The 22,632-nt window shown below is 76.4% G+C and carries 21 protein-coding genes; 10 read left to right on the forward strand and 11 right to left on the reverse strand.

Annotation, left to right across the window (positions count from 1 at the left end; translation table 11 throughout):
* The 3 genes from purS to ACFWEK_RS04780 all read left to right on the forward strand — a co-directional run.
* On the forward strand, positions 1-263 hold a 263-nt coding region (gene purS / locus ACFWEK_RS04770), incomplete at its 5' end, for a phosphoribosylformylglycinamidine synthase subunit PurS (protein WP_430553268.1).
* A complete protein-coding gene (gene purQ, locus ACFWEK_RS04775; protein ID WP_430546380.1) occupies positions 263-982 on the forward strand; it encodes a phosphoribosylformylglycinamidine synthase subunit PurQ in 720 nt (239 codons plus the stop codon). The genes purS and purQ, both read left to right, overlap by 1 nt.
* Positions 979-1,503 carry a GNAT family N-acetyltransferase gene (locus ACFWEK_RS04780; protein WP_430546379.1) on the forward strand — a complete coding sequence of 175 codons (525 nt, stop codon included), beginning with the start codon at positions 979-981 and terminating at the stop codon, positions 1,501-1,503. The genes purQ and ACFWEK_RS04780 overlap by 4 nt, the downstream gene beginning before the upstream one ends.
* Position 1,504: 1 nt before the next feature.
* On the opposite strand, the gene ACFWEK_RS04785 is transcribed toward ACFWEK_RS04780, so the two are convergent.
* From ACFWEK_RS04785 to ACFWEK_RS04825, 9 genes are all read right to left on the reverse strand, one after another.
* Positions 1,505-1,888, reverse strand: a complete 384-nt coding sequence (locus ACFWEK_RS04785; RefSeq protein WP_430553269.1) for a VOC family protein — start codon at positions 1,886-1,888, stop codon at positions 1,505-1,507.
* A gap of 35 nt (positions 1,889-1,923) precedes the next feature.
* Entirely contained in the window at positions 1,924-2,829 is a 906-nt protein-coding gene (locus tag ACFWEK_RS04790; RefSeq protein ID WP_430546377.1) for an LLM class flavin-dependent oxidoreductase, read from the reverse strand.
* A 43-nt stretch (positions 2,830-2,872) separates the two neighbouring features.
* The gene (locus ACFWEK_RS04795; RefSeq protein ID WP_430553270.1) at positions 2,873-3,655 is read right to left on the reverse strand and encodes an MBL fold metallo-hydrolase; all 783 of its coding nucleotides are present in this window, start codon (positions 3,653-3,655) and stop codon (positions 2,873-2,875) included.
* A 114-nt stretch (positions 3,656-3,769) separates the two neighbouring features.
* Positions 3,770-4,843 carry an LLM class flavin-dependent oxidoreductase gene (locus ACFWEK_RS04800; protein WP_430553271.1) on the reverse strand — a complete coding sequence of 358 codons (1,074 nt, stop codon included), beginning with the start codon at positions 4,841-4,843 and terminating at the stop codon, positions 3,770-3,772.
* Between the two features lie 30 nt (positions 4,844-4,873).
* Positions 4,874-5,497 carry an HAD-IA family hydrolase gene (locus ACFWEK_RS04805; protein ID WP_430553272.1) on the reverse strand — a complete coding sequence of 208 codons (624 nt, stop codon included), beginning with the start codon at positions 5,495-5,497 and terminating at the stop codon, positions 4,874-4,876.
* Between the two features lie 5 nt (positions 5,498-5,502).
* Positions 5,503-7,461 carry an exodeoxyribonuclease V subunit alpha gene (gene recD, locus ACFWEK_RS04810; RefSeq protein WP_430546373.1) on the reverse strand — a complete coding sequence of 653 codons (1,959 nt, stop codon included), beginning with the start codon at positions 7,459-7,461 and terminating at the stop codon, positions 5,503-5,505.
* Entirely contained in the window at positions 7,458-10,982 is a 3,525-nt protein-coding gene (locus ACFWEK_RS04815) for a UvrD-helicase domain-containing protein (RefSeq protein WP_430553273.1), read from the reverse strand. Before ACFWEK_RS04815 ends, recD begins: the two co-directional genes overlap by 4 nt.
* On the reverse strand, positions 10,979-14,398 hold the full coding sequence (recC, locus tag ACFWEK_RS04820; RefSeq protein ID WP_430553274.1) for an exodeoxyribonuclease V subunit gamma: 3,420 nt from the start codon (positions 14,396-14,398) through the stop codon (positions 10,979-10,981). The genes ACFWEK_RS04815 and recC overlap by 4 nt, the downstream gene beginning before the upstream one ends.
* Before the next feature lie 109 nt (positions 14,399-14,507).
* Positions 14,508-15,041, reverse strand: a complete 534-nt coding sequence (locus ACFWEK_RS04825; RefSeq protein ID WP_430553275.1) for a DUF1992 domain-containing protein — start codon at positions 15,039-15,041, stop codon at positions 14,508-14,510.
* Positions 15,042-15,111: 70 nt separating this feature from the next.
* Between ACFWEK_RS04825 and ACFWEK_RS04830 the strand changes: the two genes are divergently transcribed.
* From ACFWEK_RS04830 to ACFWEK_RS04850, 5 genes are all read left to right on the forward strand, one after another.
* Positions 15,112-15,711 (forward strand): TetR/AcrR family transcriptional regulator, encoded by a 600-nt coding sequence (locus ACFWEK_RS04830; protein ID WP_430546369.1) that lies wholly within the window; start codon positions 15,112-15,114, stop codon positions 15,709-15,711.
* A gap of 168 nt (positions 15,712-15,879) precedes the next feature.
* On the forward strand, positions 15,880-16,596 hold the full coding sequence (locus tag ACFWEK_RS04835; protein ID WP_430553276.1) for an ABC transporter ATP-binding protein: 717 nt from the start codon (positions 15,880-15,882) through the stop codon (positions 16,594-16,596).
* Positions 16,596-17,522, forward strand: a complete 927-nt coding sequence (locus ACFWEK_RS04840) for a hypothetical protein (RefSeq protein ID WP_430553277.1) — start codon at positions 16,596-16,598, stop codon at positions 17,520-17,522. The genes ACFWEK_RS04835 and ACFWEK_RS04840 overlap by 1 nt, the downstream gene beginning before the upstream one ends.
* Positions 17,523-17,662: 140 nt before the next feature.
* Positions 17,663-18,985, forward strand: a complete 1,323-nt coding sequence (locus ACFWEK_RS04845; protein ID WP_430546366.1) for a sensor histidine kinase — start codon at positions 17,663-17,665, stop codon at positions 18,983-18,985.
* Positions 18,982-19,641: a response regulator gene (locus ACFWEK_RS04850; RefSeq protein WP_430553278.1), complete on the forward strand. Its 660-nt coding sequence runs from the start codon at positions 18,982-18,984 to the stop codon at positions 19,639-19,641. The genes ACFWEK_RS04845 and ACFWEK_RS04850 overlap by 4 nt, the downstream gene beginning before the upstream one ends.
* A 70-nt stretch (positions 19,642-19,711) precedes the next feature.
* Here the strand turns inward: ACFWEK_RS04850 and ACFWEK_RS04855 are convergent, their stop codons facing one another.
* On the reverse strand, positions 19,712-20,290 hold the full coding sequence (locus ACFWEK_RS04855) for a TetR/AcrR family transcriptional regulator (protein ID WP_430553279.1): 579 nt from the start codon (positions 20,288-20,290) through the stop codon (positions 19,712-19,714).
* A 97-nt stretch (positions 20,291-20,387) separates the two neighbouring features.
* On the opposite strand from ACFWEK_RS04855, the gene ACFWEK_RS04860 reads away from it, so the two are divergent.
* On the forward strand, positions 20,388-20,786 hold the full coding sequence (locus tag ACFWEK_RS04860) for a DUF1304 domain-containing protein (RefSeq protein WP_430553280.1): 399 nt from the start codon (positions 20,388-20,390) through the stop codon (positions 20,784-20,786).
* Positions 20,787-20,818: 32 nt separating this feature from the next.
* Positions 20,819-21,835, forward strand: coding sequence for an NADP-dependent oxidoreductase (locus tag ACFWEK_RS04865; RefSeq protein WP_430546362.1), 1,017 nt, complete (start codon positions 20,819-20,821; stop codon positions 21,833-21,835).
* An 18-nt stretch (positions 21,836-21,853) separates the two neighbouring features.
* Here the strand turns inward: ACFWEK_RS04865 and ACFWEK_RS04870 are convergent.
* Positions 21,854-22,632, reverse strand: a 779-nt coding sequence (locus ACFWEK_RS04870; protein ID WP_430553281.1) for a class I SAM-dependent methyltransferase, incomplete at its 5' end; no start/stop codon positions are given.

Genomic DNA, 22,632 nt, shown 5'->3' on the forward strand with positions numbered 1-22,632 from the left:
TGCCCAAGCCCGAGATCCTGGACCCCCAGGGCAAGGCCGTCGTGGGGGCGCTGCCCCGACTCGGCTTCACCCAGTTCAGCGGGGTGCGCCAGGGCAAGCGGTTCGAGCTCGAGGTGGACGGCGACGTCACGCCCGAGGTGCTCGCCGCCGCCCAGCAGGCCGCCGAGACGCTGCTGTCCAACCCCGTCATCGAGGACGTCGTGCGCGTGGCGGACGCCGCGACGGACGCCGCCGGGACGATCACGTCCGAGGGCGTGGCCTGATGTCGGCCGGCACCCTCGCCTCCGCGCGGATCGGCGTCATCACCTTCCCCGGCACGCTCGACGACCGGGACGCCTCCCGCGCGGTGCGGCTCGCGGGCGGGGAGCCCGTGTCGCTGTGGCACGCCGACGGCGACCTCCAGGGCGTCGACGCCGTCGTCCTGCCCGGCGGGTTCTCGTACGGCGACTACCTGCGCGCCGGCGCCATCTCGCGCTTCGCCCCCGCCATGGACGCACTGGTGGACGCTGCGAAGGGCGGCATGCCGGTGCTCGGCATCTGCAACGGCTTCCAGGTGCTGACCGAGGCGCACCTGCTGCCCGGCTCGATGGTCAAGAACGACCACCTGCACTTCGTGTGCCGCGAGCAGGTGCTGTCGGTCGAGAACACGTCGACGGCCTGGACCAACCAGTACCGGCCCGGTCAGCACATCACCATCCCGCTGAAGAACCAGGACGGCCAGTTCGTGGCCGACGACCGTACCCTCGACGAGCTCGAGGGCGAGGGCCGCGTCGTGTTCCGCTACCAGGGCTGGAACCCGAACGGCTCGCGTCGTGACATCGCCGGCATCGCCAACGCGCGCGGCAACGTGGTCGGGCTCATGCCGCACCCGGAGCACGCCGTCGAGGCCGGGTTCGGCCCGGACGGCGAGGCCGGCCCGCGCTCCGGCACGGACGGGCTCGGCTTCTTCACGTCGGTGCTGGCCTCGCTCGTCTCGGCATGACCGCCACCACCGTCCTCCCGTCGACCGTCGGGCCCGAGGGTCTGACGGTCGACGCCGTGGCGTGGGACGACCCCGCCGCCGCGGGGCTGCGCGCCGCGCAGGAGGCCGAGATGGCCGTGCGGTACGGCGGGGAGGACGAGGCGCCGGCGATCGACCCGCGGTCGATCGTCGTCACGCTCGTCGCCCGGCTGGACGGCCGCCCCGTCGGCACCGCCGCGGTGCGCGACGTCTCCGGCACGGACGACCGGCGCGGCCGCGGCACGGCGCACCCGGCCGCGACCGGCGAGGTCAAGCGCCTGTACGTGGACGGCGACGCCCGCGGGCGCGGCGTCGCGCGGCGGCTGATGGCCGAGCTGGAGCGCGCCGCCCGTCAGGTCGGCTTCCGCCGCTTCGTGCTCGAGACCGGTACCGCGCAGCCCGAGGCGATCGCGCTGTACGAGGCCATCGGCTACGAGCCGATCGAGTCGTTCGGCGACCACGCCGGGTTCGAGCAGCAGCGCTGCTACGGCAAGCGGCTCTGACTCAGCCTGCGTTCGCGGACCACGCCGGCAGCTGCTGCAGCGTCCAGGAGTTGCCGTCCGGGTCGGCGAACGTGACGAACCGGCCCCACGGGAGGTCGTCCACCCCCTGTGCCTCGATCCCGGCGCCGCGCAGGTGCGCCAGCGCCTCGTCCGCGTCGGGTACCACCACCTGGATCGCGTCCAGCTGGCCCGGCTGCAGCGTGCCGCCCAGCCCGGTGCCGAACGCGATGGAGCACGCCGAGCCGGGCGGCGTCATCTGCACGAACCGCAGGTCGTCGTTCACGACCTGGTCGTGGTCGGGGTGGAAGCCGACACGCTCGTAGAACTCCCTCGCCCGGTCCACGTCGCGCACGGGCACGTGGATCAGCTCGATCTTCCAGTCCATGGTCTGCTCCTCGGGTGGGTCCTGCCCTGGGTGGGTCATGCCTGGTCGAGCAGCGGCCGCACCTCGCGGCCGAGCAGCTCGACGAACCCGGCGAGGTCGGGCTCGTCGGCCGTGGGTTGCACGGCGACGGCGGAGGCGCCGGCGGCGGCCAGCCGGAGCACGGCGTCGGCGATGGTGCGGGCGTCGCCGGCAGCGCCGATGCCGCGCCCGGGCGCCGCGCCCCACAGCGGCAGCTCGGCGTCGAGCCGCTGCTGTGCGCCGTCGCCCGTCGCGGCGATCAGCGTCGCGTACACGCCCGGCGCGGGCCGGCCCGCGGCCTGCGCGGCGGCGCCGGCCGTGTCCGCGGCCGTGCGCACGTCGTCGGGGGTGAGGGCGTTGGCGAGGACGACGCCGTCGCCCAGCTCGCCCGCCAGGGCGAGGGAGCGGGGCCCGACGCCACCGAGCACCAGCGGGACCTCCGGCGCGGGCCAGTCGAGACGGACCCTGTCGAGGGTCACGTAGCGCCCCGACGTCGTCACCTCCTCGCCCGCGAGCAGGGCACGGAGCGCCTCGGCGTGCTCGCGCAGCAGGGTGAGGGGCGACTTGACCCGCACCCCGGACTGCTCCATCCACTCCTGGACGCCGTGGCCGACGGCCGGCACGAACCGGCCGGGGAACATGCGCGCGACGGTGGCGACCTCCATCGCCGTGACCGCCGTGCTGCGCAGCGGGGCCGGCATGAGGCCGATCCCGACCCGGACCCGCTCGGTCCAGGCGAGCGCTGCCGCGGCCGACGCGACGCCGCTCTGCTTGAAGCAGTCCTCCCACACCCAGAGGTCGTCGAGGCCGGCCGACTCGGCGGCGGTGGCGAGGGACCGCAGCGACTCGGGCGCCATCGTCGGGACGAAGGCGACGCCGAGGCGGACGGCGGGGCGGGCTTCGGGGGCAGGCGTGACCGTCATCACGCCATCGTGCCGCGGGACACCGACACCCGCTCGCGTCGGGTCAGGCCGGCTCGTCGGCCAGGTACGCGAGCTGCGCGACGACGGACTGCCGCGCCGCGCGCCGCACCGAGGGGTCGACGTCGGCGTAGACGTGCGCGACGACGGCGTCGGCCGCCGAGGGGTCGTCGGGAGCGTGGCGGAGCGCGGCCAGGGCCTCGCGGACCTGCGCCAGGCGCTCCAGGCGGTTGGCCCGGTAGGCGCGGACCGCGACGCCGAGGTCGTCGATCGCCGGGCCGTGCCCGGGCAGGCCGACCCGGCCGTCGGCCACGCGTCCCAGCAGGTCGAGGCTGGCGAGGTAGTCGCGCAGCGACCCGTCCGGCTCGGCGATGACGGTGGTGCCCTGCCCGAGCACCGTGTCGCCCGTGAGCACCACGGCCTCGCTCGGCCCGGACCGGCCCGGTGCCGTCGCGACGAACGACACCGAGTCGGCCGTGTGCCCCGGCGTCGCGAGGACGTCGACCCGGAGGCCGGCGGCGTCGATCGCCTCGCCGCCGCGCAGCGGTTCGCCGCCGTGGCAGTGCTCCGGGTCCGCGGCGCGGACCGGGGCGCCGGTCAGCGCGCGCAAGCGCACCGAGCCGGCCGTGTGGTCGGCGTGCCGGTGCGTGACCAGCACCAGCTCCACCGGGCCCGACCCAGCCAGGGTGGCGAGGTGCCGCTCGTCGTCGGGGCCCGGGTCCACGACCACGCACGACGACGAGCCCGGCCCGCGCAGCACGTACGAGCGCGTGCCGTCCAGCGTCATCGGGCCGGGGTTGTCCGCGCGGACGACGGTGACATGGGGCATGCGGGCTCGCTCTCGTGGCCGGTCGACCCGGGAGCTCGTCCCCGGGTCGGCACACATGATCGCCGATTCGGGAACGGGCTGCCGCTCTGGGTGGGGCGGCGGTTCGGCGCCGGGTCAGGCGGCGAGCGCCTCGGCGAGCAGCTCTAGCGTGCGGACGCGGCCGGGCGTGGCGTCCAGCGGCTCGGGCCCGTAGGAGCCGGCCACCGGCACGACCATGACCTCGTCCACGCCGTGCCGGGTGGCGAGGTCGCGGAGCTGGGCGGCGGCCTGGTGGGGCTCGCCGACGACCCAGCGTGCGCGCATGTCGGCGATGATCTGCTCCGCCATGGGGTCGAGCGGCTCGGCGGCGGCCTGCTCGACGGTCTCGGCGCGGCCCATCGGCTTGCCCGTGCGGAGGCGGGCCATCGACCGCAGCTGCGGCAGGGCGCGCTCGTGCGCCTCGACGGCGGTGGGCGCGACGACGACGTTCGCGGTGAGGAACGTCTGCGGTTCGGGGTGGGCGGGGCTCGGGCGGTAGCCGTCACGGTAGAGGGCGAGCACCTGGTCGACGCCCGCGCCCGAGAAGTGGTTCGCGAACACGTACGGCAGCCCCAGCTCGGCGGCGAGGCGGGCGGAGTAGTCGCTGGAGCCGAGCAGCCAGACCGTGGGGGTGCCGTCGGCGGCGGGGGTGGCGTGCACGTCGTAGAGGTTGCCGTCGCCGAGGCGGAGGGCGGCGCCGTCAGGGCTCATGAGGGAGAGGATGTCGCGCACGTGCTGCGGGAACCGCTCGACGTCGGACGTCGGGCCGGACTGGCGCAGCAGCGCGGTGACCACCGGGTCGGAGCCGGGCGCGCGGCCGAGGCCGAGGTCCACCCGTCCGGGCGCCAGCGCCTCGAGCGCGGCGAACTGCTCGGCCACGACGAGCGGCGCGTGGTTCGGCAGCATGACGCCGCCCGAGCCGACGCGGATGCGCTCGGTGACGGCGGCGGCCGCCGCGATCATGACCGGCGGCGTCGAGGCCGCCACGGCGGGCATGTTGTGGTGCTCGGCGAACCAGTACCGCTCGAAGCCCAGCTCGTCCGCCCGGCGCACCAGCGCGAGCGAGGCGGCCAGCGCCTGCGGGCTGGACTGGCCGGTGCGGACCGGGACGAGGTCCAGCACGGACAGTCGGGGCGAGGTGGGCGCGGGTGCGGGGGCGTCGGCGTTCATCGCCTGGGACAACCCTCGGCGACGTCGTCCCTATTCCTCGCCACCGTCGTGGGAGGTGGCGTCGCCCGCGGAGGCGAGCGTGTCGGCGAGCCGGCGCCCGGGCCGCCAGTGGACGGCGCGCCACCCCGCCGCCCGGGCGGTCTCGACGTTTGCGAGGCGGTCGTCGACCAGGCAGTGCGCCGACGGTTCCAGCCCGGTGCGGGACTCGACGACGCGGTAGAACTCGGTGTCTCCCTTGCGGTGGCCGACGTCGGCCGCATAGTGGATCGCGGTGAAACGATCGCGGAGCGCCAGGTCGTGCCAGAGGTAGTGGGCCCGGTGGTGCTCCTGCACGGTGGCGAGCTGAAGGTCGGTCCCGCGTGATCGCAGCGCCGCGAGGTCGTCGAGGAGCTCGACGTCGAGCGTGGCGTCGTGCGCGAACCAGTAGTCGACGAGCTCCCGCGAGGTCACCGGCCCGAGCTCGTGCAGCACCAGGTCCAGCCGCTCGACGAGGTCCGCGCGGCCCGCGAGGACGTCGTCGAAGTGCACATGGAAGAACAGGTCCTGAAGATCTCCCGGGTCGATCCCCAGGTCGGCGTGCAGGTCCGCGTCCCAGCGGCGTCCGTCCGGCCGGCGCACGAGGACGCCGTCGACGTCGATCATCAGGACCCGCACGGTCGTCACGTCGCGCCCCCGGGCAGGGGCTCGCGCAGGCCGCTCGCGCGGCGGACGGGGTGCGCGACCGCCGCGCGCACGGCGTCGGCGGTGCCGACGACGCGCACGAACTCCTGCGCTCGGGTGACCGCCGTGTACAGCAGCTCGCGGGTGAGCAGCGGCGACGTGGGCGGCGGCAGCACCAGGGAGACGCGGCGGAACTGGCTGCCCTGCGCGCGGTGCACCGTCATGGCGTGCACGGTCTCGACGGGCGGCAGGCGGTGGGTGCGCACGCGCAGCGGGGCGCGCGGGTCGCCGAAGGCCGCGACCACCGCCCCGTCGGCCGGGTCGCCCTCGGCGACGAGCACGCCGGTGTCGCCGTTGTAGAGGCCGACGTCGGCGTCGTTGGTCGTGACGAGCAGGGGCCGGCCCACGACCCACGGCGAGCCGGGGACCGACGGCGGCAGGGTGCCGTCCGCCGTCGCGTCCTCGACCCAGGCCTCGACCTGCGCCGCCCAGCGGGCCACGCCCACCGGCCCGCGCCGGTGCGCCACCATGACCCGGTGCGCGTTGAGCGCCTCGAGGGCGCGCGCCGCGTCGCCGTCCCGCGCCGCGGCCACGAGCCGTCGGCCGGCGTCGACCGCGTCCTCGTGCAGCCCCTGCACGGCGGCCTCGTCGAGGCGTTCGGTGTCCGCCTCGACGAGCTCGACGCCGCCCGTCCCGGCGCGCAGGACGTCGAGCACCGCGTCGGCGTCACCGTCCCGGATGGCGGCAGCCAGGGGCAGGATCGCGGAGTCCTCGTCCTGGCGGTGCACGGTGACGAGCCGGACGACGCCGTTGGCGAGGGTCTCGTCCTCGACGGGCTCCACCACGGCCCGGGTGGTGGTGACGTGCTCGGCCAGGTTCTCGACGACCGCCGGCCGCGCGACGAGGTCGCCCAGCACGGCCCCCGCCTCGACCGACGCGAGCTGGTCCGGGTCGCCGACGAGGACGAGCCGCGCGTCCGGGCGCAGCGCCTCCAGCAGCCGCGCCATGAGGGACAGCGGCACCATCGACGTCTCGTCGACGACGACGACGTCGTGCGGCAGGTGGTGCCCGGCGTGGTGCCGGAACCGGGTGGCGCTGCGGTAGCCGAGCAGGCGGTGGACGGTCGTGGCCTCGGGCCGGCCGGTCCGCTCGCGGTCCTCAGGCGGCAGGGCGCCGACGACGTCGCGGACCGCCTCCTGCAGCCGGGCGGCCGCCTTGCCCGTCGGAGCGGCGAGCGCGACCCGCAGGGCGGGCTCGCCGGCGACGTCCTGCAGCACGGCCAGCAGTCGCGCGACCGTCGTCGTCTTGCCCGTGCCCGGCCCGCCGGTGAGCACCGTGAGCCTGCGGCCGGCGGCGTGCGCGGCCGCGAGCCGCTGCCGCACGTCGCCCGCCTCCGGGAACAGCCGCGCGAGCGCCGCCTCCAGCCGCCCGGCGCCCGCGGGCACCAGGGGAGGCGCCTGGAGCCGGGCGTCGACCAGTCGCCGCACCGTGAGCTCGTCCCGCCAGTACCGGTCGAGGTACAGCCGGCCGCCCACCCAGCGCGCGGGCCGGTCCTCGGGACCGCCCGCGCCGACGGCGACCAGGGGGCTGGCCTCGATGGCTCGGACCCACGCCGCGTGCTCGGGCCACGGGGGAGGAGCGGCCGCGCCGGGGCCGTCGGCGGCGTCGCCCCGGTCGGCGTCCTCGGGCAGCGCGAGGGCGGCGAGCTCGTCCGGGTCGTCGAGCCGCACGCAGACGGACCCCCCGCGCAGCGCCCGGACGGCGAGCGCGACGGCGAGCAGCACCGTCGCGTCGTCCTCGCCCGTCAGCCGACCGAGCCGCGTCGCGACGTGCACGTCCGTCGCGGCCACGAGGCCGGACGCGTTGAACTCCCGCAGCAGCAACGGCGCCGCGGCGGCGAAGCGGACGTCGCCGGAGGTCTCGACCGGACCGCCCGGGAGCGTGGTGGTGTCGGTCATGCGTCGCCTCCGTCGAGCAGCGCGGACAGCGCCGGCACCAGCCCGCGCGGCGGCACCCACGACACGACGCCGTACGGGGCGCCGTCGGGCCCGGTGGGGGTGCCCGGCCCGCACATGCCGCGCACGAACAGGTACAGCCCGCCGCCGAGGTGGACGTCCGGGTCGTAGCCCGGCAGCCGCCACGCCAGGTAGCGGTGCAGCGCCACGAGGTAGAGCACGAGCTGCAGCGGGTAGTGGGCGTGCAGCATCGCGTCGACGGTGGCCTCGGGCCGGTAGTCGTGCGCCGTGAGCGGGGCGTCGAACGCGCCGAGGCGGTTCGTCTTGTAGTCGACCACGAGGAAGCGGGGTTCGCCGTCCTCCCCGGGCGCCCGCAGCACCGCGTCGATCGACCCCGTGAGGTAGCCGCGCAGGGGGCGGGCGGTGGGGTCGGCGGCCGCGAGCTCGGCCAGTGCGGCGGGGTAGGCGGAGAACGCGTCGTCGTCGTCGAGGTAGCGGCCCAGCAGTGCGGCGATCCCGGCCAGGGTGGCGCCCTCGGGCCCGGGCCCGCCGGTGTCCGTGTCGCCCTCGCCGCCGGCGAGCGGGAGCTCGAACTCCAGCTCGGCGAGACGGTCGCGAGGGACGACGTCCGCGAGCGTGCGACCGCCCGCGAGCGGCCCGAGCGGGGTGCGCGCGACGACGCCGAGCGCGGCGGCGAGCTCGGCCGGGTCGGTACCCGGCACCCGCGTCGTCGCCGCGGCGGCGCACCGGGCGAGCAGCTCGGCGTCGAGGTCGGGGGCCGCGGTGTCCGCGTACTCCAGCACCTCGTGCACGAGGGTGCCGAACCCCGTCCCGGCCGGCAGCCCCGACATCGGCGACGGCAGGTCGGCGCCGGGCGCGTCGCCGATCTCGGCGGCGTCCGTTCCGCCCGGCCGGACCGCGGTCGGTGCGGCCTCGGCCGGCTCGTCCTGGAGGCCACCGCCCTCCGGCTCGGACTCGACACCGCCCGGGGCGGGCTCGGCCGCGCCGGGCGCGGGCGAGAGGCCGCCCGGGCGACCGGCGTGCGCCCCGGCGGTGAGCGCGGAGTACGACGCGCGCCGCCACGTCGGGTCCGGCACCCGGTCGAGGTGCGCGACATCCAGTGCGGGCTCGTCCTGGGCGGGCGGACGCCAGCGCTCGGCGGTCGGCGTGCCCGGCACCTCCTCGACGGCGATCGTGCCGCCGGAACCCTGGGCGAGCGTCCCGAGCGACGCACGGACGGCGTCGTCGCGCATGGCCTGCTGGGGCGCGTGCGGCGCGGGCTCGCCGCCGAGCGTGCGGTCCCCCAGGACGACGCGGGTCAGGCCCGCCTTCGCGGTGTTCGCCTTCGACGGCGCCCAGTGCGCGACCACCTGGTGCCGGGCACGGGTCAGCGCCACGTACAGCAGGCGCAGGTCCTCGCCGCCCTCCTCCCGGCGGTGGCGTTCCAGGGCGGCGTCGTACCCGAACGAGCCGGGGCCGCCCACGTGCAGGATGCGGCGCCCGTCGCCGGCGTGGAACCGCAGGACGTCGGGCTGGCGCGGCTCGAACCGGTCCCAGGCGAACGGCACGTACACGACGCCGAACTCCAGTCCCTTGCTGGCGTGCACCGTGACCACCTGCACCGCCGCGGCGTCCGTCTCCAGCCGCCGGCTGCGCTCCTCGTCGTAGTCCTGCGCGGCCTCGCGGATGCGCCGCCGCAGCCACGCCGTGAGCGCCGAGGCACCCAGGCCCTCCGTGACCGCCGCGGCGTGCAGCACCTCGCCCACGTGCCGCAGGTCGGTGAGGTGGCGCTCGCCGGTGCTGGTGCGCATCAGCCGTTCCGCCAGGCCGTCGCGGGTCACCGCCTCCTGGAGCGCGGCGACGCCGCGCGACCAGAGCAGCCGGGACCAGCGCCGCACCGTGTCGGCGAGCGCGTCGTGCGCGGCGTCGTCCGCCGTGGCGAGCCGCTCCGCGTCCCAGCCGACGAACGGCGTCAGCGCCAGCGCCGCCGCGCGCCCGTGGGCGCCCGGCTGCTCCAGGGCGGCGAGCAGGGTGAGCCAGTCGCGGGCCGACGGCGTCGCGAACACGCTCGACAGCCCCGAGACGACGGCGGGCACCCCGCGCTTGGTGAGCTCCGAGCGGACCGCCTCGGCCTGCGCGTTCGTGCGGGTCAGCACCGCGACGTCGCGCGGCTCGAGCGGGCGCCACGCACCCTCCGCGGCCCCGGCGTCCCCGTCCACCAGCCGGTCGCGGCCCAGGCGTGCGGCGATGTCGGCCGCGACGTCCGCGGCGACGAGCTGGCGCGGCGGACCGACCGGCGGCGTCTCGCCCGGCGACATTGCGAGCGCGGCACGCGTCACCTGTCGCAGCCGCAGCGGTGCGCCGCCGTCGAAGCGCGACCCGCGGTGCGCGGCGTCCACCGGCCGCACGACGATCCGCTCGTCGCCCAGAGCCGCCCCGCCCAGCAGGGTGTCGAGCGCACGCAGGAGCGGCTCGTCGCTGCGCCAGCTGGTCCCCAGCGTGGCGACGGCGGTCGCGTCCTGCTGCGCGTCGAGGTAGGCGACCACGTCGGCGCCGCGGAAGGCGTAGATCGCCTGCTTGGGATCGCCGATGAGCACCAGGGTGCGGTGCCCGTGGAACGCGGTGCGCAGGATCTCCCACTGCACGGGGTCGGTGTCCTGGAACTCGTCCACCATCACCACGCGGAACCGGGAGCGCACGCGCTCGGCCGCGACGGGGCCGTGCACCGGGTCGCCGAGCGCGTCGCGCAGCATGACCAGGAGGTCGTCGTAGTCCAGGAGGTGCTGCGTCCGCTTGCGCCGCAGGGTCTCGTCGCGGGTCTCCTGGGCCACCGCCCGCCGCAGCGCGCCCGGGGTGGAGGGGGCACCCCCGCCCGGCTCGGCGGGCTCGACGACGGCCTGGTGGTCGCTCACGGCGGCGCGGCCCAGGTCGGCGGCCATCGACGGGGTCAGCGCGGGGTGCGCCTCGTCGGAGAAGCGGCGGACGTACAGGTCGTCGGACACCTCGCGCACGAGGTCGGCGACGTCGGCGACGAACGTCGCCGCGGGGTCGACGTCGGCCGCGATGCCGAGCGACGTGAGCATCTGCTGGCAGAAGCCGTGCGTCGTCGTGATGGTCGCGGCGTCGAGCTGCGACAGCGCGGCCGTGAGGCGGGCGCGGCGGCGGTCCAGCTCGGCGGCGCCGACGTCGGCGAGCAGCGCCACGACGGGGTCGTCGCTGGACGCCGGGTCCGGGCCGCGCAGCGCGCGCTCGGCGCTCACCAGCCGCTCGCGGACGCGGTCGCGCAGCTCGGACGTCGCGGCCCGGCCGAACGTCACGAGCATGAGCTCGCGCAGCTCGGCGCGGCCCTCGGCGACGAACCGCGTCGCGAGCGCCGCGATCGTGAACGTCTTGCCCGTGCCGGCGCTCGCCTCGAGCACCGTGGTGCCTTCCGGCAGCGGCCCGCACACGTCGAAGACCGGGCGCTCGGGGACTCCCGCCAGACCCCCGGTCGCGTCGGTGCCGAAGCCCGTCCCCGCCGTCATGAGGTGCCCTTCTGCTCGTGCGCCAGCAACGGGTCCCACACCCGCCGGGCGAGCGCGCCCAGACGCGAGGGCTCGTCGGGGAACCGGCGCCGGTCGTCCTCGTCCGGCACGCCGGCGATCGCGTCGAACGACGCCCCGTCCCCCCACACCATCAGGTGGTAGGCGTCGGACTTCTCGAAGCCGCCGTTCCAGGTGAAGCGGGCCTCGCTGGTCGCCTGTCCGGGATCGCCCGTGCCGCCGCCGCGGGAGACGGCGTACGCGTGCGACGCGTCCGGCGGCAGGGGGAGCGGCGCACGGGTGGCCTCGGCGCGCAGGGCGACGAGGTCGTCGAGCAGCCGGGCGGCGTCGTCCGGGTCGGGCGACTGGATCAGGCTCCACGCCGCCTTCGCGCCTCGGCCCGGTGCGCGCCCGACCGTCCCCGCGTGCCACTGCTGCCCCTCGGGCAGGCCGCCGTCGCCGCCGGACGCCGCGAGGGCGAGGGTCTGCACCCAGGCGCGCAGGCGGTGCTTCGGCCCGAGCTTCGAGTACTCCGCGCGCACGACGCGGCCGCCGTGCACGCCGGGGACGGTGCCGGTGACGAGGACGCCGGAGGGGAGCGTGGCGGACACGTCGACGGCGCGCGCCGCCTGGTCGGCCCGGACCTGCCGCGCCATCGTCTCCACCGGCTGCACCCGCTCGACGACGTCGCGCAGCGCGGTGCGGCCCAGCTCGCGCGGCGGGGCCTGGCCGCGTCGCCACTCCGCCTGGAACGCCCGGCCGGGGTCGGTGCCCCCGAGCACGGCGGTGAGGATGCGGTCGCCCGCGCCCCACGCCGCGAGCGGCGCCATCGTCAGGGGCAGGCGGTCGTCGACCTCGTCCTCGTCCTGCGCCACGCGCACGTCGAGCGTCGTCCGCAGGAACCATCGGACCGGGTGCTCGAGCATCGCGACGAGGTCGTCGAGGTCCACCTCCGCAGGGGCCGGCGCCTCGAGGGCGAGCGGCTGGGGCACGAGCAGCCCCGGCTCGACGCGCGCCCCGCGCCCGGCCTCCGCGCCCCGGAACGCCGCCGTGTCGAAGCTGAACGGGCCAGGGGCGCCGAGCGCGCCGGCCTCGAAGTTGCGCTCGCCCACCACCTGCAGCGGGTGCCGCACCACGACCTGCCGCCGCACCGACCCGCCGTCCGACGCCTCGCCGACCCGGTCGAGCGCGTCCAGCAGCTCGGCGACGGGCACGGCGGGCGGCCGGGCGGCGCCGGTGCGCTCGTCGGCGCCGGAGTGCAGCACCACCAGGTGCTCGCGCGCGGCGGTGAGCGCGTCGAGGAAGATCTGCCGGTCCTCGCTGCGCCGGTCGCGCTCGCCCAGCAGCGGGTCGCGCGCGAGGAGGTCGTCGCCGTCCGGCGTCGCGGACCGGGGGAACGCGCCGTCCTCCATGCCCAGCAGGCACACCACGCGGTGCGGGACGGCGCGCATCGGCTCGAGCGAGCACACGGTGAGCGCGCCGGTGCGGAAGCCCGCGCGCGTGGGGCGGCCGGCCAGCCGGTCGGCGAGCAGGGCGCGCACGTCCTCCAGCCGCAGCCCGTCGCCGGCGGTGGCCCGGCCCGCGCCCGCGGCCCGCACGTCGCCGAGCACCCGGTGCGCCTGCAGCGACTGCCACGCGTCGTCCGGCGCCGGGTCCGCGAGCAGCGTGACGGCCCGGTCCAGCGTGTCGAGCCAGTGCTCCAGCGGGTGGGTGCCGTCGAGGTCGGCGAGCAGCCCGGTCAGCCGCGAGACCAGCTCGGCGAACCGGCCGGCGACGTCCACGTCCGTCGAACCGACGTCGTCGAGCGGCAGCGCCGGGCCCACGAACCGCGAGTCCTCCTCGGCCATCGCGACGCCCAGCAGCACCCGGTCCAGGGCCGCGTCCCAGGTCCCCTGCCGCACCCGCGGGTCGATGCCGAAGCGGTCCCGCCGGGACCCGTCCTCGCCCCAGCGCACGCCCACCTCGACGGCCCAGTCGCGCCAGCGGTCGAGGTCGTCGTCGGAGAGGCGGAAGCGGCGGCGCACGGGCTCGGTCGTGGCGAGGTCGAGCACCTCCGAGGCCGTGACGCGCCCGTCGGCCAGTCGCAGCAGGCTCGCCAGCACGCCGAGCACGGGGTTGATCACGCCGGGCCCCCGGTCGGCGAGGCTGACCCGCAGCCGCTGGCCGGGGTGCACCTGGGTGACACCGTCGGGCGCGGCGCCGAACGTGGCCGTCACGAGCGGGGCGAACGACTCGACGTCGGGACACATGACGATGACGTCGCGCGCCTCCAGCGTGGGGTCGGCGGCGAACAGCCCGGTGAGCACCTCGCGCAGCACCTCGACCTGGCGCGCGCGGCCGTGGCAGGCGTGCACCTGCACGCTGTGGTCGTCGGGCGCGACGGGCACGGGTGCGGCGTCGGGGTCGTCGGCGCGCAGCGTCGTCTGCAGCGCGCCGAGCAGCGTGCCCGGGGGTGGCGGCGCCGGGTGGGAGGCGACATGCACCTCGGGGGCTCCCTCGCCGGCGGGGTCGAGGGCACCGGAGAGCCGGAGCTGCAGCTCGACCGAGTCGCGCGCGGTCGAGGCCAGCAGCGGGTGGCGCGCGGCCGGGGGCGTGTCGTCACGACGCGCCCCGACGACGGCGCCCTCGCCGACCAGGCCCTCGACCGACTGCCACAGCGCGGGCGACGGGTGCGGCAACCACAGGTGGACGTCGCGGTGCAGCGCGAGCGCGGCGAGCACCTGCCGCTGGTCCTCCGGCAGCCGGGTGGGTCCGAAGACGGACAGCCGGGCGGGGAGGTCCACCGCGCCCGGGTCGGTGCGCAGCACGCCGACCGCCTCCGTCAGCACCTCCGCGGGCCCGGGGGCGTCCACCCGCTCGCGCACCCGCCGCCACAGCCGCGGCTGCCACGCGAGGTCGTCGGGGACGGGCGCGCCCGCGCCGTCGTCGTCACGACCGTCGAGCCAGTCGGCGAGCAGGGCCGGCCGCTGCTGCGCGTACGCGGCGAACAGCTCCGCCACGCGCTGCGCGAGCGCGACGCGGCGCGAGCGCCGCACGCCGTCGCCGTCCTCGCCGACGTAGCGCGCGAGCGGCGCCGCCCAGCCCTCGTCGAGGGACGCGTCGATCGTCTCCAGCACCGGCCACACGAGCCGGGCGCGGCGCCACGGGTCGTCGTCGGGCTCGACGCCGGTCACCGCCGTCACCGCGGACGCGACCAGACGCGACGGCGAGGAGAAGTCCACGTTGGCGCAGATGCCCGCGCCCGAGCCCCCGGGGACCCCGAGCCGGTGCGACAGCCGTTGCGCCAGCCAACGCTCGATGCCGCGCGTGGGCACGGCGACGACGTCGGGCGTGAACGGGTCGTCCGGCGGCACGGCGAGCACGTCGGAGAGGGGAGCGACCAGCGCGTCGGAGCGCTCGGACCGGTGGACGTGCAGCACGTCGGCCAGGTTACGGGCCCGCGCCGACACGGGCCGTCGTTCTTCCACAGGGCGTCACCACGGACCCGGCGCACTCCCGACGACGATCGCCGGGCCCCGGGCGCCGCCGTCAGCGAGATCGGCGTCGGCGAGCCCGTCGACGGGACCGACGGCGGCCGTCCTCGGCCTCCGCCTCGGCCCGCGCCTGCTCGCGCGCCTGCGCGGCACGCGCGTCGCGGCGGCCCGCCCAGGCGGCGACCGTCGCCTCGACGTCGCGCGGCATGGTGACCAGCGGCGGCCCGGCCGCCGGCTGGTAGCGGCCCCGCAGGACCCGTCGGTTGAACTCCTCGACCTCCTCGCGCACGTCGTCCTCGCTCCACAGCTCGTCGAGGAGCCCGTCCAGCGCGGCGTCGTCCTTGCGCAGCTGGATCGAGGGCGGCAGCACCACGAGCCTCTCGCGGCGCATGAAGGCTTTCAGCCACCAGTCCGGGTCGTGGAGGTCCTGCAGGTCGAGCGGCTTGCCGCTGCCGGGCAGGTCGTCGAAGTCGCCGCGGTCGATCGCCTTCCTGAGGTGCATCTCGGCGAGCAGCGCGATCGCCACCTCGTCGTCGACGGCGACCGCGTACGGGTCGAAGAACGCCGCCGGCGGCTGCTCGTCGCTCATCGTGGCTCCCCGTCGTGGCGGGTTTTCGGTCAACTGTATGATGTCGAGCGTACGACAACCCGGGGGCAGGATGCCGAAGCTGGTGGACCACCAGGAGCGCCGCGAGGAGATCGCGCACGCGCTGTGGCGCGTCGTCGACCAGCGCGGGTGGACCAGGGCGACCCTGCGGGAGGTCGCCCGCGAGGCCGGGGTCTCGCTGGGGCAGCTGCAGCACTACTTCGCGTCGCGCGCGGCGATGCTGACCTTCGCGATGGACTTCGCCGCCGAGCGCACCGCCGACCGGGTCGCGCGGGGGCTCGCCGCGCTCGAGGAACCGCCGCACCCCCGGGAGGTGCTGCGCCTGGTGCTCACCGAGATGCTGCCCCTGCACCCCGACGCCCGCGCGTCCAGCCGCATGAGCGCCGCCTACGTCCTCGAGGCGCTGCACGACCCGGCGCTGCGCGAGCAGGCGGGCCTCGGGCTCCGCGACGGCCGCGCGACGGTCGAGCGCCTCGTCCGCCAGGCGATCGCGCAGGGCCGGATCGCCCCGGACCGGGACCCCGACGTCGAGACGGACCTCCTCCTGGCGCTGACCGGGCTCACGCCCCTGCTCGAGCTCGGTGTCATCGAGCCGGAGGCCGCGCTGGCGGCCGTCGACCAGCACCTGGAGCGGCTCTTCGCCGCGGCGTGACGCCGATCCCTCTCCGTCGCGCGGTCGGGCGCCGGGACGCACGACCTCCCCCGAAAGGCGCAACCGAGGTTCCGCCCTCCGCCTCAAGACCCGGACCCCCGCCCCCGGGGAGGCTCGGGGGTACCGGCATGGCGAACGACGGCCGCCGGACGACGAGGGAGGGGACGGATGACCACCATCCGGATCGAGGGGCTGCACAAGTCCTACGGCGGCTTCGAGGCCGTGCACGACGTGGGTTTCACCGCCGAGCCGGGGCGGGTCGTGGGCCTGCTGGGTCCGAACGGCGCGGGCAAGAGCACGACCCTGCACGTGCTGCTCGGCCTGGCCCGGGCGGACGCCGGCACGGCGACGTTCGACGGCCGGCGCTACGGCGACCTGGAGCGCCCGGCGCAGGTGGTCGGGGCCCTCCTGGACGCGGGCGGCCTGCACCCCGGGCGCACCGGCCGCGACCACCTGCGGGTGCTCGCCGCGGCGTCGCGCCTCCCGGCCCGCCGGGTCGACGAGGTGCTCGCCGCCGTCGGCATGACTCCCGCCGCGGACCGCCGCGTGCGCACCTACTCGCTCGGCATGAAGCAGCGCCTCGGCATCGCCGCCGCGCTGCTCGGCCGCCCCGACGTCCTGGTGCTCGACGAGCCCGCCAACGGCCTCGACCCGGCCGGGATGCGGTGGCTGCGCGAGCTGCTGCGCACCTTCGCCGACGACGGCGGCACGGTGCTGCTGGCGAGCCACGTGCTGGGCGAGGTGGCGCAGGTCGCGGACGACCTGGTCGTCATCGGCCAGGGCCGCGTCGTGGCCGCGGGCTCCCTGGGCGAGATCGTCACCACCGACCGGAGCCTCGAGGACGTGTACCTCGATCTCACCGCCGCCACCGAAGGAGTCCGCTGATGTCTCTCGCCGTGTTCAGGGCCGAGCTGCTCAAGCTGCGCAGCACCCGGACGCCCTGGGTCATCGGGATCGTCGCCGTCGCGGGGATGCTGCTCGCGCAGACCCTCACCCTCGTGCTGCCGCGCACGCTGCGCACCCTCGAGGCGCTGGGAGGGTCGGACGCCGGGTTCCACGTCGGGCCGCAGATGTCCCCGGCGGACACCAGCGAGCTCCTGTCCGGTCTCGCCGCCGCCACGGATCTCGGGTCCGCCGCCGCCCAGCGGTCGCTGCTCGACCTCATGGGCACCGGGCCCGCCGGGTCCGGCTCCAGCGGCGTCACCGCGCTGTGCGTGCTGCTGCTCGGCGCGCTCGCGGCCACGACGGACTTCCGCACCGGCGGCATCGTGCCCACGGCGCTGGCCGTGCCGGACCGGCTGCGGATCCTCGCCGGCAAGGCGGGGGCGACGGCGACGGCGGCGCTCGCGATCGGGGTGGCGCTCGCGCTGGTCACGGCCGTCGGGCTGGTCCTCGCGGTCGCGACGACGCCCGGCGCGAGCCTGGCGATCGGGCCCGGCGAGGCGCTCGGCGTCTGGGCGCGGGGCCTCGCGGTGATGGTCCTGCTCTCGTGGCTGGGGCTCGCCGTCGGTACCCTCGTGCGGGGGCAGGTCGCGGCGATCGTCGTGGTCGTGGCGCTCGCCCTCGTGGAACCGATGATCCAGGCCGCCGCGCTCGTCCTCACGGGCGGCGCGACGACGGCGACGTCGTGGCTGCCGATCACCCTCGGGTCCCTCGCGTCGGCGGGTCAGGGCGCCGCCCAGCTCTTCGGGGCGACGACGGACGCCGGCCCGGCGCTCGGTGCCGCCGCGGCGCTGGCGGGGCTGGTCGCCTGGGCGGCCGTGCTGCTCGTCACCGCCGGCGCCGTGTTCCGTCGTCGTGACCTCGCCTGATATCAGATCGATACCCGCCTGACCAGCGACGACGGGTCGTGCCCGGCCCCGGACGGCGTACCGTGGGCCGGGCCCGACGGTCACCCCGAGACCGTCCAGAGAAGCATCCAGACAGCCATCCCGACACCGACGGAGGACCTGTGCTCGACGCGCTGCGACGGCGGCTCGACGCCCTCGGCGTCCGGACCCCCACGGGCCGCGACGCGCTGCTCGGCGCCGTCATCGCGGCGCTGTCGGTCGCGTTGCTCCTGACGCTGCTGCAGGTCGTGTCGTCGAGCCTCGGCGAGTCGTTCGGGGCCCGGGCGTCGGTGGACGGGATGAGCACGGGCGCGCTGGTGACGGCGTGCGTCGTCCTCGTCGGGCAGGCGATGGCGCTCACGCTGCGGCGCCGGTTCCCGATGCTGTGCCTCGCGCTCGTGCTGCTCGGGCAGCTCGCGCTGGCGCCGCTGCTGCCGCCGTTCGTGAACTTCCAGGCGCCGGCGACGCTGGTCGCCGCCTACTCGGTGGGCGTGCACGCCCCGCGACGGCCGGCCCTCGGCGCCGCGGCGGGCGCGGCCGTCGTGCAGGTGCTGCTCGGGTACGTGCTGGGCGGCCCCGCGACGGTGGCGGAGCTCGGCGTGACCGTCGGCACCCAGCTGTGGGGCGGGCTGGTGTCCGCGCTGGTGGTCTACCTCGGCGCCGTCCTGGTCGGCGCGTACGTCGGCACCCGGCGCGAGCTGCTCGCCCAGCTGCGGGCGCGCGTGGCGCAGGCCGAGCGCGAGCGCGAGGCGCTCGCCGCCCAGGCCGTCCTCGCGGAGCGTGGCCGCATGGCCCGCGAGCTGCACGACGTCGCGGCGCACCACCTGTCCGGCATCGTCGTGCAGGCGGCCGCCGCGGAGCGGCTCGTCGCGGGCGACCCCGAGCGGGCGAAGGAGTCGCTGCGCTGGATCCGCGGGCAGGGGCGGGAGACGCTCGACAACCTGCGGCTCGTCGTCGGCATCCTCCGCGACACCGGCGAGGGCGACGACGCGCCGTCGGCCCCGCAGCCGACCCTCGCCGACGTGCCCGCGCTGATCGACCTCGCCCGGAGCACGGGCACGCGGGTGCAGGAGACGCGGCGGGGCGAGCCCTACGACCTCCCGCCCACCGTGCAGCTCACGGTGTACCGGGTGCTGCAGGAGTCGCTCGCCAACGCCCGCCGGCACGCGCCGGGCAGCGCCGTCGACGTCGAGACCGTGTACGACGAGGACGAGGTGGCGGTCACCGTGCGCAACGGCCCCGCCGACCGGTCGGCGTCGATAGCGCCGCCGCAGGAGGCGGGCCCGGGGCACGGCGTCATCGGCATGACCGAGCGCGCGGAGCTCGTGGGCGGCCGGCTCACCGCGCGCCGCACGTCCGGCGGCGGCTGGCTGGTGCGCCTCGTCGTGCCACGCCCCGCAGGCGCCGAGGGTCGGTCGGTGCGTGCCGGGCAGGGCGCCCGATGACGCGGGTCGTGCTCGTGGACGACCAGGCGGTGGTGCGCGCCGGGTTCACCGTGATCCTGCAGAGCGAGGGCCTCGAGGTCGTGGGGGAGGCGTCGAACGGCGCCGACGCCGTCCGCGTCGCCCGCCGCGAGCGGCCCGACGTCGTGTGCATGGACGTGCGCATGCCCGGCGGCGACGGCATCACCGCGACGCGCGAGCTCGCCGGGCCGGGCGTCGTCGACCCGGTGCCCGTGCTCGTGGTCAGCACCTTCGACCTCGACGACTACGTGTTCGGCGCGCTGGAGGCCGGCGCGTCCGGCTTCCTGCTCAAGGACGCCGAGCCCGAGGTGCTCGTCGACGCCGTGCGCCGGGTCGCCGCCGGGGACGGGCTCGTGGACCAGACCCTCACGCGGCGCGTCATCGACGAGTTCGCACGGCGCCGCGGCCCCGTCGTGCCCGACCCGGCCGCGACCGGGCTGCTCACCGCGCGCGAGCAGGAGATCGTCGCGCTGCTGTGCCGGGGGTCGTCCAACGCGGAGATCGCCGCGGCGCTGTTCCTCGAGGCGAGCACGGTGAAGTCGCACCTGAGCCGGGTCATGACCAAGACGGGGGCGCGCGACCGCGTGCAGCTCGTGGTGTGGGCGTACGACACCGGGCTCGTGGTCCCGGGCACCTGACCGCCGGGTCGGCGATTCCCGGCCGCCGCGACGTACCACCCGTCGACCTGCCGGGCGGTCGGGGGCGGCGTCAGTGCTCGAGCGCGTCGACGGCGGTGTCCAGGCAGTGCAGCGCGCTCGGCGGGTCCACGCGCACCAGGGTGAAGGCGCTGATGACGAGGGCCGTGCAGACGTCGGCGAGCCGGTCGGCGTCGGCCGGTGACGCGTCCGGTCGCCGCGCGACCACCCCGCGCCGGAGGGCGGCGCGCAGCTCGGCGCGGTAGTCGGCGACGGTGCGGCGCACGGAGTCGTCGGCCGCGATGGGGGAGCCCGACGTGTTGACGAGCAGGCAGCCCGAGGTGCCCTGGACCTCGTCCGCGCGGGCGAGCGCCGCGCGCAGGCCGGTGAGGTACTCGACGAGCGCGTCGGGGGCGACGTCGTCGGCCACGAGCGGGCGCAGGCGCGGCCGCACGACCTCGTCCAGGTAGCTCTGCACGGCGGCGTCGAAGAGGCCGCGCTTGGAGCCGAAGGCGTGGTAGATGCTCGACCGGTTCAGGCCGGTGGCGCGTTCGAGCGCGGGGACGGACGCCTCCGCGTACCCGTCGCGCCAGAACACCTCGCGCGCCGCCCGGACCGCCAGCTCGGTCTCGAACCCCTGCGCCCTGCCCATCGTGCCTCCAGTTGTGTAACGCTCGTTGCAGTATATACAGTGGACCGACCGTTACAGAATCGCCGGCGGGTGCGCCGGCAGGCAGCAGGGAGAACCGATGGTCGTCGCAGGGCTCGTCCTGGCCGGGATCGCCGCCGCGCTCCACGTGTTCATCTTCTGGCTCGAGTCGGTCGCGTGGACCACGCCCCGGGCGCGCGCCACGTTCGGCACGACCGAGCAGGAGGCCGCCGCCACGCGCGAGCTGGCCTTCAACCAGGGCTTCTACAACCTGTTCCTCGCCGTCGTGACCGCGATCGGCATCGTGCTCGTCGCACTCGGGAGCACGGTCGGCACCACCGGTGCCGGCGCGGCCCTCGTGCTGGCAGGCACCGGCAGCATGCTCGCCGCCGCCCTCGTCCTGTTCCTCTCCTCGCCCGACAAGCGCCGCGCCGCCGTCACGCAGGGCGCCGCGCCGCTGCTCGCGGTCGTCGCGCTCGTCGTCGGTCTCGCGTCCTGATCATCGACCCCGGAAGTAGGCACCACACCCGCATGTCCTCCATCGTCAGCACCCAGGTCCAGCTCGCCGCCCGCCCCACCGGGTGGCCCGCTCCGGACGACTTCCGCACCGTCCAGGTCACCTACGGCGACCTCGAGCCGGGCCAGGTCCGCGTGGCCAACGAGTTCGTCTCCGTCGACCCGTACATGCGCGGGCGCATGAACGACGTGAAGAGCTACACCCCGCCCTTCGCGCTGGGGGAGACCATGACCGGCGGCGCGATCGGGCGCGTCCTCGAGTCGGCGTCCGACGACATCCCTGTGGGCGCCGTGGTGCTGCACCAGCACGGCTGGCGCGACGTCGCGCAGGAGGACGCGCGCGGCTTCCGCGTCGTGCCCGAGCTGCCGGGCGTGCCGCTGTCGCTCCACCTGGGCATCCTCGGCATGACGGGCCTCACGGCGTACGTCGGCCTCACCGCGATCGCGGGCATGAAGCCGGGCGACACCGTGTTCGTCTCGGGCGCGGCGGGCGCCGTCGGCACCGCGGCCGGCCAGATCGCGCGCCTGCTCGGCGCGGAGCGGGTCGTCGGGTCGGCCGGGTCGGCCGAGAAGGTCGAGCTGCTCACCTCGAAGTACGGCTACGACGCCGCTCTCGACTACAAGGACGCCCCGGTCCGCGAGCAGCTCCCCGCGCTGGTGCCGGGCGGCGTCGACGTCTTCTTCGACAACGTCGGCGGCGACCACCTCACCGCAGCGCTCGACGTGATGAACGACGGCGGCCGGGTCGCGCTGTGCGGGGCCATCGCCGGCTACAACGCCACCGACCGCCTGCCCGGCCCGGACAACATGGCGAACCTCATCACCAGGGGCCTCATGCTCAAGGGCTTCACGCTGGGCGGCTACCTCCACCACGGCGCCGAGTTCCGTGAGCTCATGACCGGCTGGTTCGCGGACGGGAAGATCGCCTACGACGAGACCGTCGTCGACGGCATCGAGAACGCCCCGCAGGCGTTCCTCGACATGATGGCCGGCGCCAACACCGGGAAGATGGTCGTCCGCACGGCGCGCTGAGGCCGCGTCAGCCCGGCGTCATCCGGGCCCGGCCGCCCGGGCGACGAAGACCCACTCCAGACCGGGTCGGTCGGGCGCGTCGCGCACCTGCTCGACGACGTAGCCGGCCTCCTCGAGCGACGCCGCCAGCTCGTCGTGCTCCCGGAACCGGAGGGTCGAGTCCGAGCGCAGGACCCGTCCGTCGGCCAGGACGAAGGTGCCGCGGAACCTCACGAGCGGCAACGAGACGTCGACCAGGTCGGTCCACGTCTCGACGACGCCGAACCCCGGCACGTCGCTGTGGCGGTGCGTACGCTCGCGGGTCCAGCGCTCCCAGAACCGCCGCGCAGGGTCGCGGGTCTCGAACACGAGACGACCGCCCGGGAAGAGCGCGGCGTGCACGCCACGGAGGGTCGCCGCCCAGTCGTCGTCGGTGAGGAAGACCTGCGCGACGTTCCCGGTCATCGTGGCGAGGTCCACCTGCAACGGCGGCAGCGTCGTGGCGTCTCCGTGCAGCCAGCGCACGCGCCCGGCGCCCGGCTTGCCGCGGGCCACGTCGAGCGAGGCGCCCGCCGGGTCGACGCCGACGACGTCGACGCCCTCCGCCGCGAGCAGCACGGCGAGCGTGCCCGTCCCGCAGCCGACGTCGAGCACCTGGCGCGCGCCCAGCTCGCGGGCGAGCGCCAGGTACGGATCGAGGTCGCGGCGGTCCGGGTCGAGCGGGTCGTACAGCCGGGCGAGCGTGGGGTCGGCGAAGATCGCGTCGGGCACGGGTCGACCGTAGGCGCGGCCGACCCGGGCGGCCCAGGGAATTCCTG

The sequence above is a fragment of the Isoptericola sp. NPDC060257 genome (assembly GCF_042726645.1).
GTDB classification, from domain to species: Bacteria; Actinomycetota; Actinomycetes; order Actinomycetales; family Cellulomonadaceae; genus Isoptericola; species Isoptericola nanjingensis.